The following is a 15,895-nucleotide window of genomic DNA, read 5'->3' on the forward strand; positions in this document are numbered from 1 at the left end:
CTGCTACTTTGCCTGGGACTTGATCTGCTCCACGGCCTCGTTGAAGCCGCCGGAGGTCAAGGAGGAACCGGCCACCTTGGAAACGTTGAGTTCGTCGATGTCTTTGCCAACGATCTGCGCCGCGATACCGCTGGCAAACTCGCCTTGGAACTTCTTGGTATTGGGGTTGGAGGGGTGGACGGTGATATTCACTGCCTCCACCTTGTCCGCGGCCAGCGTGAGCTGAACGCCAACCGTCTCCTGGCCGTTCGGCGATGTGTATGTTCCGTCGGCGCTGTACGTGCCGTCCTTGTAGGTGGAACCACCCTTTCCAGCCGAAGAGGAGGAAGAAGGGCTGCCAGTGGAGGCCTGGCCACCATTCTGGGTAGCGGGTGTCTGGGTTGACGGGGCTTCCGTTGTGGGGGCACAGGCAGCTGCGGTCCCGATGATGGAGACGCTGGCGAACCCGACGTAGAGGCTCTTGCGGAGTGACGTAGTCATGTTCTGCTCGTTTCAACTGGACAAGATGTAATCATCAACATGCGGTCAACGGATGGTTGCGGTCTCTGGACGACCGTTAAGGCCACCTCTTACGTCTTCACAACGTTGAAATCAGCCTAATGGTTCAGTCTGTGAGTGCCCCCCGCCGTTAATGTATAGGTGCTATGTCCAGTCATGGATAGGCGCAGTGTCCAAGATATCCACATAAACGAGCCTTAATTCCTCGAGTTCGCGGGCCCCCGGTAGGCTGGATGGGTGACTCCCGAAGAACTCTCTGCTGCCATATCCACCTGCCTTAAGGATGCCGTCTCTGCCGGCGAAATTGCCTTGGCGGAATCCGCTGTCCCCGACGACGTCCGGGTGGAGCGCCCCAAGAACAGGGACCACGGAGACTGGGCCACCAATATTGCCCTGCAATTGGCCAAGCAGGCCGGCACGAATCCGCGCGTCTTCGCGGGAATCCTCAGCCACCGCCTACAGGAAATCGCCGGCGTGACCGCAGTGGAAATCGCAGGTCCGGGCTTCCTGAACATCACCGTTGATGCTGCTACGGCAGGCGCGCTTGCCAAGGCAATCGTTGAGGCGGGTTCCACTTACGGAACCAACCAGGCGCTCGCAGGACATGTTGTGAACATGGAATTCGTTTCCGCCAATCCCACGGGTCCTCTTCACATCGGCCATACCCGGTGGGCCGCCCTGGGCGACGCGATCGCCCGCGTGCTGCGGGCTTCGGGCGCGGACGTCACCGCCGAGTACTACATCAACGACGCCGGTTCGCAGATGAACGTCTTCGCCAACTCAGTCCTTTCCCGGCTCCACGGCCGTGGCGTCCCCGAGGGCGGCTACCCGGGCGAGTACATACGCGAGCTCGGTGATGAAGTACTCAAGGCGCACCCTGATATCCGTGAACTCACAGACGAGGCTTCCCTGCCGGTCATCCGTGCTGCTGCCTACGAGGCACAGATGGCGGATATCAAGGCAACGCTGGCAGATTTCGGCGTTGAGTTCGACGTCTTCTTCTCGGAGAAAGAACTGCACGACGCCGGTGCCATCGAATCTGCCGTTGCCCGCCTCCGCGAACAGGGCCATGTGTTCGACGACGGCGGCGCCGTTTGGCTGCGCACCACTGACTTCGGTGATGACAAAGACCGCGTCATGATCCGCGCGAATGGGGAACCCACTTATTTCGCCGCCGATGCCGCGTACTACCTCTCCAAGAAGGACCGCGGTTTCACCGAGAAGATTTACCTTCTTGGCGCCGACCACCACGGCTACATCAATCGCCTCAAGGCTATTGCAGCGTGCGCGGGCGACGATCCCGAGGTAAACATTGAGGTTCTCATCGGACAGCTGGTGTCCGTCAACGGCGCCAAGTTGTCCAAGCGTGCGGGCAACATCATTGAACTCAAGGACCTCATTTCCTGGTTGGGCAAGGACGCAGTGCGCTACTCCCTTGCCCGGTTCCCTGCCGACTCGCCGCTGACACTGGACCCGGAACTGCTCAAGAAGAACAGCAACGAGAACCCCGTGTTCTACGTGCAATACGCCCATGCCCGCTCCAGGGGAACGGCGCGCAACGCCGCCGAGGCGGGGGTCGACCGATCTGTGTTCGACGCATCGCTGCTGGATCACGCCACGGAGAACGAGCTTCTTTCCTATTTGGGCAGCTACCCTTCCATCGTGGCCAAAGCAGCCGAGCTCCGCGAACCGCACCGCGTTGCCCGCCATCTTGAAGTCATCGCCGGTGCCTACCACCGCTGGTACGACGCCTGCCGGGTCTCCCCGCTGGGCGAGGAACCAGTGCTTGACGTGAACCGGACCCGTCTCTGGCTCAACGACGCAACGAGCCAGGTGCTTGCCAACGGACTCGGACTGCTGGGCGTTTCCGCGCCGGAACGGATGTAAGGCCATGACCACAAACGCCGCACCAAATTCACCCCAGGCCTCTCCGCTTGCTCCCGAATGGCTGGCCGTCCCGGAAGACCTTAACGCCCTTCAAGCACCGATGTGGGCAGCCGGTGTGGAGAAGAACGAAGCCGGTGAGGTCACCATTGACGGGATTTCAGTCAGCGATCTCAAGGCGCAATTCGGCACTCCTCTCTTTGTGATGAGCGAATCTGACTTCCGCGCGCGTGCCCGTGCTTTCAAAGACGCCTTCGACGACGCTTTCGCGGACATCTGTGGGGGAGTGGATGTCTACTATGCAGGCAAGTCTTTTCTCTGCACGTCGGTGGCACAGTGGGTGGCAGAGGAAGGCCTTCGCCTGGACACATGTTCCGGAGGTGAACTGGCAGTTGCCGCCCGCGCAGGAATCCCCGGGCCCAACCTGGGGCTGCACGGTAACAACAAGTCCGACGCCGAGATCAACCGGGCACTGGATATGAGGGTGGGCCGAATCGTGGTGGACAGCCTCGATGAATTGGAACGGGTCGCCAAGATTGCCTCCAGCCGCGGCGAGACCGCCAAGGTCATGCTGCGCCTCACGCCAGGGGTGCACGCCCACACCCACGAATTCATCGCCACAGCGCACGAGGACCAAAAATTTGGCCTGTCCATGGCTGAGGACTCCACAGAGGAAGCTGGCCTGTCCGCCGCTGAAGAAGCAGTGGCAGCCGCGACGTCGTACCCGAGCGTGGAGCTCCTGGGATTGCACTGCCACATCGGCTCCCAGATCTTCGAAGCCGACGGATTCGCCCTGGCCGCAGAAAAGCTCCTCGGCTTTCAGGCAGCGATGCAGGCCAAATACTCCGTCATCCTGCCGGAATTGGACCTCGGGGGCGGCTATGGAATCGCCTATACGCCAGTGGACACCCCCCGCCCTCCGGCGGAAATTGCGCAGGCGATGGCCGCCGTCGTGCGTTCAAAGTGCGCAGAACTCGGCATCGAACCGCCCCGCGTTTCCATCGAACCTGGACGCGCGATCGTCGGGAGCACTACGTTCACTTTGTATGAGGTAGGCACGCTTAAAACTGTCCGCGTGGACGTTCCGGGCACCGAAACAGGTCCAGAGAACGTTACGTATCCGCGCCGGTATGTGTCGGTGGATGGCGGAATGAGCGACAACGCCCGTCCGGTGCTTTACGACGCGGATTATTCGGCGATTTTGGCGTCCCGTGACTCGGATGCAGCTCCGCAACTGTCCCGCGTAGTGGGCAAACATTGCGAGAGCGGCGACATAGTTGTTAGAGATGTATATCTGCCCGCGGATGTGGCAGCCGGTGATTTGCTCGCAGTACCGGGTACCGGCGCCTATTGCTGGGCCCTCTCAAGCAACTACAACTACCTGGCCCGGCCTGGCGTTGTCGCTGTGCGCGACGGAGCCGCCAGGCTCATTGTCCGCGGGGAAACCGAAGAAGATCTCTTGAACCGCGACATGGGAGTGGCGAATGTCTGAAGTGCGAACCCTGAAGGTGGCCCTGCTGGGCTGTGGCAATGTAGGGGCCCAGGTCGCGCGCATTCTTATTGACGACGCCGAGGCACTGGCCGCCCGAAGTGGTGCCCGCCTCGAGCTGTCCGGTATTGCCGTGCGCAACATCGACTCGCCGCGCGACGTCGAACTGCCTCGTGAGCTCTTTACCACGGACGCCGAGACCCTCGTCAAGGACGCAGACCTCGTCATCGAGCTCATGGGCGGCATCGAACCCGCACGTACGCTCATCGTCACCGCCATCCAGAATGGCGCGTGCGTTGTCACCGGCAACAAGGCACTGCTCGCGCAGGACGGCCCCACTCTCTACGAAGAGGCTGACAAGGCCGGCGTCCAACTGTCCTACGAAGCCGCAGTTGCCGGTGCCATTCCCATCCTGCGCCCGATCCGTGACAGCCTCTCCGGCGATCGCATTACGAGGGTTCTCGGGATCGTGAACGGGACCACCAACTTCATCCTTGACCAGATGGACACTACTGGTGCACAGTTTGCGGACGCCCTTGCCGAAGCGCAGCGCCTCGGATACGCCGAAGCTGACCCCACCGCCGATATCGAGGGCCATGATGCGGCTGCCAAGGCCGCGATCCTGGCATCGTTGTCCTTCCACACAAGGTTCTCCCTGGACGACGTCTATTGCGAGGGGATCACCAAGGTCAGTGCTGCGGACATCGCTTCGGCCAAGGAAGCCGGCTTCGTCATCAAGCTTCTGGCCATCGCCGAGAAGATCGAAGCTTCAGGGAACGGCAGCGGAATCTCGGTACGCGTGCACCCCACCCTCCTGCCACGCGAACACCCGCTTGCCGCTGTCCGTGGCGCGTTCAACGCCGTCTTCATTGAAGCCGAAAACGCCGGTGAACTGATGTTCTACGGCCAGGGTGCAGGGGGGACTCCCACTGCCTCAGCTGTGTTGGGTGACCTCGTCTCCGCTGCCCGACGCCTGGTGCTGGGCGGTCCCGGCCGCACGGAAACAACTACCGGGCATGTTCCGGCACTGCCCATTGATGCCTCCAACACCAGCTATTACATCGGTCTGGATGTAGCAGACCAAGCAGGTGTGCTGGCTCGCATCGCCCACATTTTTGCGGAGAACGGCGTATCCATCGAGATCATGCGTCAAACGATCCACCGCGACTCTGCCTCGAATGTTGAGTCGGCTGAGCTGAAAATCGTGACGCACCGTGCATCCGAAGCTGCACTCGCAGCAACCGTCGAGGCCGTCAAGGGCCTGGACGTCATCAATTCTGTGACATCCGTACTGCGGGTAGAAGGGGTCTAAGTGGCTCACCAATGGCGCGGAGTAATCCGCGAATACGCTGATCGTTTGCCTGTAACGGAAGCCACCAAGGTCATCACCCTCGGCGAAGGCGGCACCCCGCTCGTCCACGCTCAGAAGCTTTCCGAGCTGACCGGCTCCCAGGTGTACCTGAAGGTCGAGGGCATGAACCCCACGGGTTCTTTCAAGGACCGCGGCATGACCATGGCGATGACGGCAGCAGTCGAAGCCGGCGCCAAAGCCGTTGTATGTGCTTCCACCGGAAACACCTCCGCCTCGGCCGCCGCTTACGCGACAGCCGCCGGCCTCAAGTGTGCCGTGCTGGTCCCCGAGGGCAAGATCTCCATGGGCAAGCTCAGCCAGGCGATCGCGCACGGCGCGACGCTGCTGCAGGTGGACGGCAACTTCGATAACTGCCTTGACATCGCCCGCAAACTTGGCGAGTCCTACCCGGTCTTCCTGGTGAACTCGGTCAACCCTGCCCGTATCCAAGGCCAAAAGACCGGTGCCTTCGAAGTTGTGGACTCCCTGGGCGATGCCCCGGACATCCATGTTCTGCCGGTCGGCAACGCCGGGAACATCACTGCCTACTGGAAGGGATACAAGGAGTACTCCGCCCCCTTCGAGACCGCCAACGGCACACTGCCGGCAGTGTCCACCAAGACACCCATCATGTGGGGTTTCCAGGCTGCAGGTGCAGCGCCGTTCGTTGCGGGGCACCCGATCACTGAACCGGACACCATTGCCACTGCCATCCGCATCGGCAACCCGGCATCATGGGACACTGCCGTCGCTGCCCGCGACGAATCGGGTGGCCTGATTGAAGCTGTCACGGATGAGGAAATCCTGGACGCCCACCGTTGGCTCTCCTCCAAGGAAGGCGTCTTTGTCGAGCCCGGCTCTGCTGCCGGCGTGGCAGGCCTGATCAAGAAGCATGCTGCTGGTGAGGTTCCGTCCGGCAAGACTATCGTCATCACCGTTACGGGCCACGGACTGAAGGACCCGCAGTGGGCCCTCCGCACGGAGGACGGCAGCGATGTCCAGCCGGTCAAGGTTTCCAATGACGTCGTTACCGTTGCCGCGGAACTGGGACTGGAAGAAAAATAAGAGTGGAACAAACGCAGCCCACCGCGACCGATCGTCAACTCGTCGCGGCAGGCCAGCGGCTGACCGTCAAGGTCCCCGGTACGAGCGCCAACCTGGGTCCCGGCTACGACAGCCTCGGCTTGGCCCTGTCCATTTATGACACCTTGACGGTGGAAACGCTCACCACCGGAGAGCTCGAATTCGAGCTCTCCGGTGAGGGCGCCGATACTCTTCCGCGTGACTCCAGCCACTTGGTGGTGCGTGCGATCGACCTCGCCTTGGAACGTTTGGGTTTCCGCCACTCCGGTCTAAGGATCACGGCTGACAACGTTAATCCACATGGACGCGGGCTGGGTTCCTCAGCGTCCGCAGTTGTAGCAGCCGTTACGGCGGCCAATGCCTTGGTTCCACAAGAGGCGCAGCAGGATCTCGACTGGATCCTGCAATTGACCAGCGAAATGGAAGGCCACCCGGACAACGTCGCCCCCGCCATTTTCGGCGGACTGGCGCTCTCTTGGCAGGACAGCGAGCAGTACAGCAGTACTCGTGCTGAAGTAGCCCGGACCGTAGTTCCCGTGGTGGCCGTTCCGGATTACGAACTCTCCACCGAAACTGCCCGCGGACTCTTGCCCGCGTCTGTGGGCCACCATGCTGCTGCAATGAACTCCGGACGCGCAGCATTGCTTATCCACGCGCTGACAACGCAGCCGGAATTCCTGCTGCCCGGTACCGAAGACTACCTTCACCAGAGCTACCGGGCCGAAGCCATGAGGCCCAGCGCGGACCTTATTGCGGCGCTGCGGACCGCCGGTCACGCTGCCGTGGTTTCCGGTGCCGGTCCTACTGTCATGGTCCTGGCCAATGGGCCGGGCGAAGCGGCAACCGTTGCCGAATTCATCGAGGCATTTACTAGTGCCAACACACCGAACGTCGGTTGGCGCGTGATGACGCTGGCTGTGGACGTTGAAGGTGCTAGAGTGGAAGTGCACCGGCGGTAAAGCCGCGGGCAGTTCCCTGATTTTGGATCTTGGCGGTTTCGCTGTTCCTTTCGTCAACTGTGCCAACGTCTGGCGGTGCCGTCTCCTTCCGGCCTGTCTCAGGTGCCGCAGAACTCTCTCTGTTCCCTGAATATTCAGTCGGCTGTCCGGGCAACTGGATTCAATGAAGACGATCAGTATCCGGCCCTGTTGGCCACAATCCATCAGGCACGGCCGAAATCACCGGCTGCAGATCTGAACTGCAGCCCAGAACAAATCATCGCGTCCAGCTCTCGCTCTGGACGCCGTCGAGGGGGAAGGATCCTTCGTGACAGAAACCACTGAGCTGGCTTCAGCTGTGGACACAACAACTTCTGCTGCTGAGTCGTCAACAGCAGCAACCACCAAGAGCAGCGGCCTTGCCGGCCTTAAGCTCGCCCAGCTCCAGGCTCTTGCCAGCCAGCTGGGGATCTCCGGTGGGTCCCGTATGCGTAAGGGGGACTTGGTAACAGCCATTTCCGCCCATCGTGCCGGGACTTCTACCGCCAAGGCCCCGGCCAAGGCATCGACGAAGGCAGCCACCGCGCCCAAGGCAGCGCCGGTCGCCGACGTTAAGGTTGCGGAGAAGAGCGCGCCTGCTGCTGACGCAAGCGCAGAGGCGCCGGTCCAGGAAGCCCCTCGTGGACGGGGACGTGGCCGTAGCCGCCGCGCCACCAGCGATGGTGTTGTGGCCGTAACAGAGGCCGCTGCACCCGCTGAAGCGCCGGCCGCGCCGGTTGCAGAGCCCGAGGCAGCGCCGGAAGTCAGCGAAGCCGGCACCGAGCGTCGCCAGCCCCGCACCCGTAACCGTCGCCGCAGCGAGGCTGCTGCAACTCCCGACGAAACTGCAGAAGCCCCGGCTGCTGAGCAGCGTCCCGAGCGCACCGAACAGCGCGCCGAGCGGACCGAGCAGCGTGAACAGCGCGCCGAGCGGACCGAGCAGCGTGAACAGCGCGGCGAACGGACCGAACAGCGCGCCGAGCGCACTGAACAGCGTACCGAGCAGCGCGAACAGCGTGCCGAGCGCACTGAACAGCGCGAACAGCGTGCCGAGCGCACTGAACAGCGCACTGAACAGCGCGAGCAGGCCGACTCTGGCGATCAGTCCCGCGAACGTCGTGACTCCCGCGGCCGCCGCGAGGACACCAACGACCTCGAAGACGGCGGCAACCGCCGCAATCGCCGCAACCGCCGTGATCGCAACGATCAGAACGAACGCAGCGACCGTCGTGGCGCTCAGGACAGCAGGGACGGCAACACCCGCAGCGACCGCTTCCGCGACCGCAACGAGCGCCGCCGTGGCCGTGCACAGGGGCCGGATGTTGACGACATCGAGGTTACCGAAGACGATGTTCTGCTCCCCGTAGCAGGCATCCTGGACGTCCTGGAGAACTACGCATTCATCCGTACCTCCGGGTACCTCCCCGGTGCAAACGACGTCTACGTTTCGCTGGCACAGGTCAAGAAGTACAACCTCCGCAAGGGCGACGCCGTCGTTGGCGCCATCCGTGCACCCCGCGAAGGTGAAGACCGCAACCAGCAGTCTTCGCGCCAGAAGTTCAACGCCCTTGTTCGTGTGACTTCGGTCAACGGCAAGACTCCTGAAGAACTCAAGGACCGCGTCGAGTTCGCCAAACTGGTGCCGCTGTACCCGTCCGAGCGCCTGCGCCTGGAAACGGACCCCAAGAAGATCGGTCCGCGTGTCATCGACCTCGTGGCTCCGATCGGCAAGGGCCAGCGTGGTCTGATCGTCTCCCCACCCAAGGCCGGAAAGACGCTCATCCTGCAGTCCATTGCGAACGCGATCACCACCAACAATCCTGAGGTCCACCTCATGATGGTGTTGGTTGACGAACGTCCCGAAGAAGTCACGGACATGCAGCGCACCGTCAAGGGTGAGGTCATTGCCTCCACCTTCGACCGTCCCGCAGACGACCACACCACGGTTGCCGAGCTCTCCATCGAACGCGCCAAGCGCCTCGTTGAAATGGGCATGGACGTTGTGGTCCTCCTGGACTCCATGACCCGCCTGGGCCGCGCCTACAACCTGGCAGCACCGGCCTCCGGCCGCATCCTGTCCGGTGGTGTGGACTCCGCAGCGTTGTACCCGCCGAAGCGCTTCTTCGGCGCCGCCCGGAACATCGAAAACGGTGGCTCACTGACCATCCTGGCAACGGCGCTCGTAGAGACCGGCTCCAAGATGGACGAAGTCATCTTCGAGGAGTTCAAGGGCACCGGCAACATGGAGCTCCGCCTGTCCCGCCAGCTGGCAGACAAGCGCATCTTCCCGGCCGTGGACGTCAACGCGTCCGGTACGCGCCGCGAAGAGAACCTGCTCTCGCCTGAAGAAGTCAAGATCATGTGGAAGCTGCGCCGCGTCCTTTCAGGCCTTGAGCAGCAGCAGAGCCTTGAGCTGCTGACCAACAAGATCCGGGAGACGCAGAGCAACGTCGAGTTCCTCATGCAGGTTCAGAAGACGACGCTCGGAGCGAAGTCGGACAACGACAAATAGCTGTAATCGGGGCGGGGTGTCGGGTATTCGTGCGGTTGGTGCCGCGCGGATTTCCCGCCCCCGCCCCTTCGCGTGGCGGCTCTGTCCTGACGGACTTGAAGAGGTTTGAAAATGTTTGAGTCCGTACAGGGATTGCTTGATGAGCATGCTGCTATCCAGGCGCAGTTGAGTGATCCTGCTGTTTATGCCGATCAGTCAGCTGCCCGGAAATTGGGGCGGCGTTCTGCGCAGCTCCAGGGCATTGTGGAGGCGTACAACAAATGGCGCGGGCTCAATGATGATTTGGAAGCTGCCAAAGAGATGGCAGACGAGGATCCCGAATTCGCTGCAGAAGTTGTGCAGCTGGAGGAGCAGATTCCTGCGGCACAGGAGCGGCTGCGCCGTCTGTTGATCCCTCGTGATCCGGACGATGCCCGCAACGTCATCCTTGAGGTCAAGGGTGGCGAAGGCGGCGACGAAGCTGCGTTGTTCGCCGGTGACCTTCTGCGTATGTACATGCGGTACGCCGAGTCGCGGGGCTGGAAGACTGAGATGATCTCCGCTACCGAATCCGATCTTGGTGGATACAAGGACGTTGCCGTGGCCATCAAGGGCAACTCGAACGACCCCGCGGAGGGCGTCTTTGCGCGACTGAAGTTCGAAGGCGGCGTGCACCGGGTGCAGCGTGTTCCGGTTACAGAGTCGCAGGGCCGTATCCACACATCCGCGGCCGGTGTCCTGGTGCTTCCCGAAGTGGATGAACCCGAAGAACTTGAAATCAACCAGAACGACCTCAAGATCGACGTCTACCGTTCCTCCGGTCCTGGTGGCCAGTCCGTGAACACCACTGACTCCGCAGTTCGAATCACCCACTTGCCTACGGGCATCGTGGTGGCCATGCAGAACGAAAAGTCGCAGCTGCAGAACCGCGAAGCCGGCATGCGCGTTCTCCGTGCGCGTCTTCTGGCCCACCAGCAGGAACAGATCGACGCCGCCAACTCCGAACAGCGCAAGTCGCAGATCCGTACGATGGACCGCTCAGAGCGCATCCGCACCTACAACTTCCCGGAAAACCGCATTGCGGACCACCGCACCGGGTATAAGGCATACAACCTCGACGCCGTGATGAATGGTGACCTGGAACCCGTTATCCAGTCGGCAATTGAAGCGGACGAGCAGTCGCGACTGGACGCCCTGGGCGAATAGCAGAGCACCACAAGCCTGCCGATTTCCAGCTATCAACCGATTTCCAGCTGTCAGGGCATAGATATGACGATTTTCCCCGGCCAGAGCCTCGCGGACGCCGTTCGCGAGGCCACTGCGGTTTTGTCCGACGCCGGAGTCCCCACCCCGCGCGTCGATGCCGAACTTCTTGCGGAGCACCTGTTGGGAGTGGGGCTGGGCCGGTTGCGGGCCATGCTGCTGGGGGATTCGCCCGCCCCTGAAGGCTACGCCGAACTGGTGGCCGAGCGTGCCGGACGCGTACCGCTTCAGCACATCACCGGCGTCGCGTATTTCCGCCACCTTGAGTTGCAGGTGGGGCCGGGTGTGTTCATTCCCCGGCCCGAAACGGAATCCGTTGTCCAGCTTGTCATCGACCACGTGGCTGGCATGTCCCACCCAAAGATTGTGGACCTCGGGACCGGTTCGGGCGCCATTGCCGGTTCAATCGCCCACGAGGTTCCAGGAGCCGACGTCCATGCTGTGGAATTCAGCACTTTTGCCCATGCGTGGGCAAGCAGGAACCTTGAACCGCTGGGTGTCTCGCTGATCCAGGGCGATCTCAGGGATGCCCTGCCTGAACACAACGGCTCCTTTGACGTTGTGGTGTCCAATCCTCCCTATATCCCTGCCGAAGCCATTCCGAACGAGCCCGAAGTTGCCCTGCATGATCCGCCCGAAGCACTGTACGGTGGGGGAGCGGATGGCATGGAACTCCCGACGGCGGCAGCGGCCTCTGCAGGCCGCCTCCTGAAACCTGGCGGCTACTTCGTGATGGAACACGCAGAAGTCCAGGCCGATTGGATCAGCGGCATGTTGCGTCGAGCGGGACGTTGGCAGGACATCACCACGCACTTTGACCTCAACGGCAAGGAACGTGCCACGAGCGCAGTGCTGGCAAACAAGGCTCCTGATGAGTGAAAGAATAGCGCTGTGACCACAACCTACAATTGCACTTCCGATGACCAGCGGGCTGAAGGACTTCAACACGCGCAGCGTGCCATCAGCGAAAAGAAGTGCATCGTGCTGCCGACGGACACCGTGTACGGCATTGCCGCTGACGCCTTTTCCCCCTTGGCCGTGACAATGTTGTTGGCCTCCAAGGGACGTAGCCGGCAAATGCCCCCACCGGTGCTGATTCCCCGCATCAATGCCCTGGACGGACTCGCGAGCGATGTATCCGCCAACGCCAGGGCCTTGGCACAGGCATTCTGGCCTGGTGGCCTGACGCTCATCCTCCACGCCCAGCCGTCTTTGGATTGGGATCTGGGTGATACCAAGGGCACTGTTGCCCTGCGGATGCCTGACGACGAACTCGCGCTGGAGCTCCTGGGCCTTACTGGGCCGCTGGCTGTTTCATCGGCCAACCGGACAGGGCAGGAAGCAGCGCAAACCGCTTCAGAGGCCCGGCTCCAGCTGGCAGATTCCGTGGAGGTTTACCTTGAAGGTGGCTTCCGGCCCGTGAAAGGTACTGCTGCCCTGCCTTCCACCATCGTGGATGCAACCTCAGAACCCTTCAGGGTGGTTCGCCAAGGCGCTATCTCCCTGGAACGCTTGCGTGAAGTTGTTCCTTCCGTCCTCGGCGTTGACGAAGTAACGGAAGCACCCGCCGTCGAGGATCCCGCAGCCGCTGTTTCAGCATCGGCACCCGACGCTCCACGTGAAGCCAAACCCGAATGATTCCGGACCGCCAGCGCGTCCCCGTCCTTGACGTCGACGCGACTCCGCTGCGCGTCAACGAATTGATCGATGCCCTGCACGGACTCATCGCCACCGGAACCACCCGTACTGTGCTCGGCCACAATCTTCACAGCATTACGCTGTTTCATTCCCGTGCAGATTTCCGTTCACTTTACGATCAAAGCTCGGTCATCCTCCTGGACGGTGCCCCGGTAGCCATGCTTTGGGGATTGGCCCACAAACGGCAACTAAAACCGTTGGGACAGGGCCCCATGGCATATCGCCTCGGGTCCATGGACTGGATCCCGGCACTCGGGGGAGTAAAGGGTCTGGAAAGGGTGGCCGTGATCGGCGCCGGACGGGCTGCAAATACGCAGGCTGTGGCCCGGCTGCGCACGATTATTCCGGACGCAACCGTAGATGGCATGCCCGGCGAAGGATGGGACGACGAGTTGGAAATGGCGGTCGTCGAGTGGTTGGATCGATTCCGTCCCCAACTGGTGCTGCTGGGCCTTGGCATGCCGCTCCAGGAGACGGTCCTGCAGCGACGACTCATTCAGTTTCCGCCCGCCGTATATTGTGCCGTTGGCGGTGCCATTGAACAGGTGGCCGGCGTCCAGAAGCTCGCGCCGCGTTGGCTCGGGCGCCTTGGGCTCGAATGGGCGTGGCGCCTGGTTCTCCATCCGGGCCGTGTTGCCTACAGAGTTTTTGTTGAACCGTGGAAGTTGGCGGGCCTGCTGATTCGGCGGCACTTCCAGCCATCCCAGACCAAAGGCAAGTAAATGACGTCCAAACCTGTTGTGGTCGCCGTTGTGGTGACCTTTAACCGGCGTGAACTCCTTGAGACCACCTTGGCCGGAATCACCGCCGGGACGGAGGTGCCGGACGCTGTCGTCGTTGTGGACAACGCCTCCACGGACGACACACCGGAATTCCTCAGGACCTACCGCGGCCCTGTTCCCACGGACGTCGTAACGCTCAACGCCAACATGGGCGGTGCAGGGGGATTTGTTGTGGGTATGGAACGTGCAGTCCTGGACCACGGTGCAGACCACGTTTGGATCATGGACGACGACACCGAGCCGCAGCCCGGCGCGCTTCGCGAGGCACTGGATGTATCCGAGGCCTACGAACAGTTAGCAGGGGAAGCTCCCGCGTTCATCGCCAGCCGCGTAGTGTGGACCGATGGGCGCGAGCACCCAATGAACCGCATGCGTCCACGCATCGGCGCCAGTGAGGCGGCGCGCAGCATGGCTGCCCGCCTGGGTGCCGTTCAGATCCGCAGCGCATCCTTCGTCTCTGTCCTGATTCGCGCCGACGAGATCCGGCGTCACGGACTGCCCATTGCCGATTACTTCATCTGGAACGATGACCTCGAATACACGGCAAGGGTTTCGCGCCGGGGAACTGCCTTGGCTACCAGTGCGTCAGTAGCCAACCATCATACGAAAGTGTTTGGAGATGCAGGGGCGGACCCCGGCCCTCGTTTCTACTACGAGGTTCGTAACAAACTCTGGGTTTACACCAGATCCAACGCTTTGGCCCCTTGGGAAAAGGTCCTCTTTACCGGGGCTTCGCTCCGCAATTGGGCAAAGACCATTGCTGGGTCCTCAAACCGCAAAGTACTGCTTGACGGCTTGTTCAAGGGCCTGCGCCACAGTTTGAAGGCGCCCCGGTCCAACGCCGAAGTGCTCAAGGGGATCTACGCCCTGCGCAACGTCCAGGAGCCCGCCAAGTAGAAGCCTGCCGCTTGGCCACAGCACATCAGCTGTGGCTTTGCGGCTGCGTCACGCCGTTGGTCACCGCCGTTGGCATTAGTATCGTGACTAGAGTCCACAGAAATCCCAGCATCATTTGGCACAGCCGGTGCAGGCATGGCGACGGAGTAGTTCCATTTATCGACAGACAGAAATCCACACCTTGACCTGCCCAGAACTACACGGCTTTCCAGCGGCGCACCGGCTGCATACGTTGGTCCGTGTACCTGATTCCGGCATTGGGCTGTTTTCCGGAGCCGCGTCATGATCATGTACCTGCTGATGGCGCTCACGGCTGCAGTGGTGTCTTACACCGGTACGTGGGGAGCCCGCGTACTCGGGAACAAATTACGGCTTTACCGTCCCATCCGCAGCAGGGACATGCACTCCGCACTCATCTCAAAACTGGGCGGCCTTGGCATCTTTGCAGGCTTTTTTGTTGCGCTCGTGGTGGCAAGCAACTCTTTCTTCGTCAAGGACATTTTCAGGCATAACGATGCTCCGTGGGGCATATTGGCCGGAGCAGTAGTGATCGTCGCGGTGGGGGTCGCGGACGATATCCTCGACATCCGCTGGTGGATCAAGCTCCTGGGACAGGCAGCAGCGGCTTTCATCGTCGCCATTTGGGGTGTGAGGATGTCGGTGGTTCCGTTCATCCCTGAACCGATCCTGATTCAATCCGAGCTCGTCCAGATTGTCCTGACAGCCGGGCTGATTGTTACCACTATGAACGCAGTCAACTTCATTGATGGCCTGGATGGACTGGCCGCAGGTGTGGCCACCATCGGCGGCGGCGCCTTCTTCCTCACGGCGTACTGGGTGCACCGGAACAACCCGTCCACTGACAATTCAGACCTTGCGACACTCCTGATGGCGATCCTGGTGGGTGGCTGCATCGGCTTTCTGCCGCATAACTGGTTTCCAGCCAAGATCTTCATGGGGGACTCCGGTGCCATGCTCATCGGTCTCCTCATGGCTTCAGCCGGCGTAGTGGCCACGGGGCAAATCGGATCCGGGCTCTACGACCGCGCCAACGGCATTCCCACGATCATCCCGATCCTCCTGCCGTTCGCCGTCCTCTCCCTTCCGCTGCTGGATTTCGGGATGGCTGTGGTTCGCAGGACCGCCCGGGGACAGTCTCCGTGGTCTGCAGACCGTGGGCATCTCCACCACAAGTTGGTGGACCTCGGCTACTCGCACCGCACCGCCGTCGTCATGCTTTATGTCTGGACGTGCATCCTGGCGTTCGGCGGTGTTGCTTTCGCAGTGTTCCCTTGGCAGATTGTGTTGATCGTGGTGGTTGTAGCTGCCCTTGTCATGGCCGCTGTTACCGCATGGCCGTACTTCACGCGGAATGCGGCAGGACCAGGGGAGCGCGCATGACTTCCGGTTATGGTCACAGTTCTATCTCATGTAGAATTCTTTCTGCGGACAGTCACTCGCCCGTAACCCCACTTTGAGAAT

Annotated in this window: 13 protein-coding genes; 12 read left to right on the forward strand and 1 reads right to left on the reverse strand. The window is 61.6% G+C overall.

What is annotated here, in order from left to right:
* Positions 1-3: 3 nt before the first annotated feature.
* Positions 4-480 (reverse strand): FMN-binding protein, encoded by a 477-nt coding sequence (locus AB4Y87_RS07885; RefSeq protein ID WP_442003835.1) that lies wholly within the window; start codon positions 478-480, stop codon positions 4-6.
* A gap of 255 nt (positions 481-735) precedes the next feature.
* Here AB4Y87_RS07885 and argS point away from each other — a divergent pair, with 255 nt between their 5' ends.
* From argS to AB4Y87_RS07945, 12 genes are all read left to right on the forward strand, one after another.
* The gene (argS, locus tag AB4Y87_RS07890) at positions 736-2,385 is read left to right on the forward strand and encodes an arginine--tRNA ligase (protein ID WP_442003836.1); all 1,650 of its coding nucleotides are present in this window, start codon (positions 736-738) and stop codon (positions 2,383-2,385) included.
* 4 nt (positions 2,386-2,389) lie between these two features.
* Positions 2,390-3,874, forward strand: coding sequence for a diaminopimelate decarboxylase (gene lysA, locus AB4Y87_RS07895; protein WP_442003837.1), 1,485 nt, complete (start codon positions 2,390-2,392; stop codon positions 3,872-3,874).
* On the forward strand, positions 3,867-5,183 hold the full coding sequence (locus tag AB4Y87_RS07900; protein ID WP_442003838.1) for a homoserine dehydrogenase: 1,317 nt from the start codon (positions 3,867-3,869) through the stop codon (positions 5,181-5,183). Before lysA ends, AB4Y87_RS07900 begins: the two co-directional genes overlap by 8 nt.
* A complete protein-coding gene (gene thrC, locus AB4Y87_RS07905) occupies positions 5,184-6,287 on the forward strand; it encodes a threonine synthase (protein ID WP_442003839.1) in 1,104 nt (367 codons plus the stop codon).
* 2 nt (positions 6,288-6,289) lie between these two features.
* Complete coding sequence (gene thrB / locus AB4Y87_RS07910; RefSeq protein WP_442003840.1) at positions 6,290-7,264, forward strand: homoserine kinase; 975 nt, start codon at positions 6,290-6,292, stop codon at positions 7,262-7,264.
* Between the two features lie 307 nt (positions 7,265-7,571).
* Positions 7,572-9,794, forward strand: coding sequence for a transcription termination factor Rho (rho, locus tag AB4Y87_RS07915; RefSeq protein WP_442003841.1), 2,223 nt, complete (start codon positions 7,572-7,574; stop codon positions 9,792-9,794).
* Positions 9,795-9,905: 111 nt separating this feature from the next.
* On the forward strand, positions 9,906-10,979 hold the full coding sequence (gene prfA, locus AB4Y87_RS07920; protein ID WP_223933485.1) for a peptide chain release factor 1: 1,074 nt from the start codon (positions 9,906-9,908) through the stop codon (positions 10,977-10,979).
* A 63-nt stretch (positions 10,980-11,042) separates the two neighbouring features.
* Positions 11,043-11,915 (forward strand): peptide chain release factor N(5)-glutamine methyltransferase, encoded by an 873-nt coding sequence (prmC, locus tag AB4Y87_RS07925; protein WP_442003842.1) that lies wholly within the window; start codon positions 11,043-11,045, stop codon positions 11,913-11,915.
* A 12-nt stretch (positions 11,916-11,927) separates the two neighbouring features.
* Positions 11,928-12,674, forward strand: a complete 747-nt coding sequence (locus tag AB4Y87_RS07930; RefSeq protein ID WP_442003843.1) for an L-threonylcarbamoyladenylate synthase — start codon at positions 11,928-11,930, stop codon at positions 12,672-12,674.
* A complete protein-coding gene (locus AB4Y87_RS07935; protein ID WP_442003844.1) occupies positions 12,671-13,456 on the forward strand; it encodes a WecB/TagA/CpsF family glycosyltransferase in 786 nt (261 codons plus the stop codon). Before AB4Y87_RS07930 ends, AB4Y87_RS07935 begins: the two co-directional genes overlap by 4 nt.
* The gene (locus tag AB4Y87_RS07940; RefSeq protein ID WP_442003845.1) at positions 13,457-14,413 is read left to right on the forward strand and encodes a glycosyltransferase family 2 protein; all 957 of its coding nucleotides are present in this window, start codon (positions 13,457-13,459) and stop codon (positions 14,411-14,413) included. It abuts the gene before it with no gap.
* Between the two features lie 282 nt (positions 14,414-14,695).
* The gene (locus tag AB4Y87_RS07945; protein WP_442003846.1) at positions 14,696-15,814 is read left to right on the forward strand and encodes an MraY family glycosyltransferase; all 1,119 of its coding nucleotides are present in this window, start codon (positions 14,696-14,698) and stop codon (positions 15,812-15,814) included.
* Positions 15,815-15,895 lie beyond the last annotated feature (81 nt).

Origin of the sequence: Paenarthrobacter sp. RAF54_2 (genome assembly GCF_052113945.1) — a bacterium.
In the GTDB taxonomy this organism is placed as follows: Bacteria; Actinomycetota; Actinomycetes; order Actinomycetales; family Micrococcaceae; genus Arthrobacter.

Excerpts from the sequence above, each read along its gene's own strand:
- AB4Y87_RS07885 (WP_442003835.1), bottom strand. The coding sequence starts at position 480 with ATGACTACGTCACTCCGCAAGAGCCTCTACGTCGGGTTCGCCAGCGTC.
- lysA (WP_442003837.1), top strand. The coding sequence starts at position 2,390 with ATGACCACAAACGCCGCACCAAATTCACCCCAGGCCTCTCCGCTTGCT.
- AB4Y87_RS07900 (WP_442003838.1), top strand. The coding sequence starts at position 3,867 with ATGTCTGAAGTGCGAACCCTGAAGGTGGCCCTGCTGGGCTGTGGCAAT.
- prfA (WP_223933485.1), top strand. The coding sequence starts at position 9,906 with ATGTTTGAGTCCGTACAGGGATTGCTTGATGAGCATGCTGCTATCCAG.
- prmC (WP_442003842.1), top strand. The coding sequence starts at position 11,043 with ATGACGATTTTCCCCGGCCAGAGCCTCGCGGACGCCGTTCGCGAGGCC.
- AB4Y87_RS07935 (WP_442003844.1), top strand. The coding sequence starts at position 12,671 with ATGATTCCGGACCGCCAGCGCGTCCCCGTCCTTGACGTCGACGCGACT.
- AB4Y87_RS07940 (WP_442003845.1), top strand. The coding sequence starts at position 13,457 with ATGACGTCCAAACCTGTTGTGGTCGCCGTTGTGGTGACCTTTAACCGG.
- AB4Y87_RS07945 (WP_442003846.1), top strand. The coding sequence starts at position 14,696 with ATGATCATGTACCTGCTGATGGCGCTCACGGCTGCAGTGGTGTCTTAC.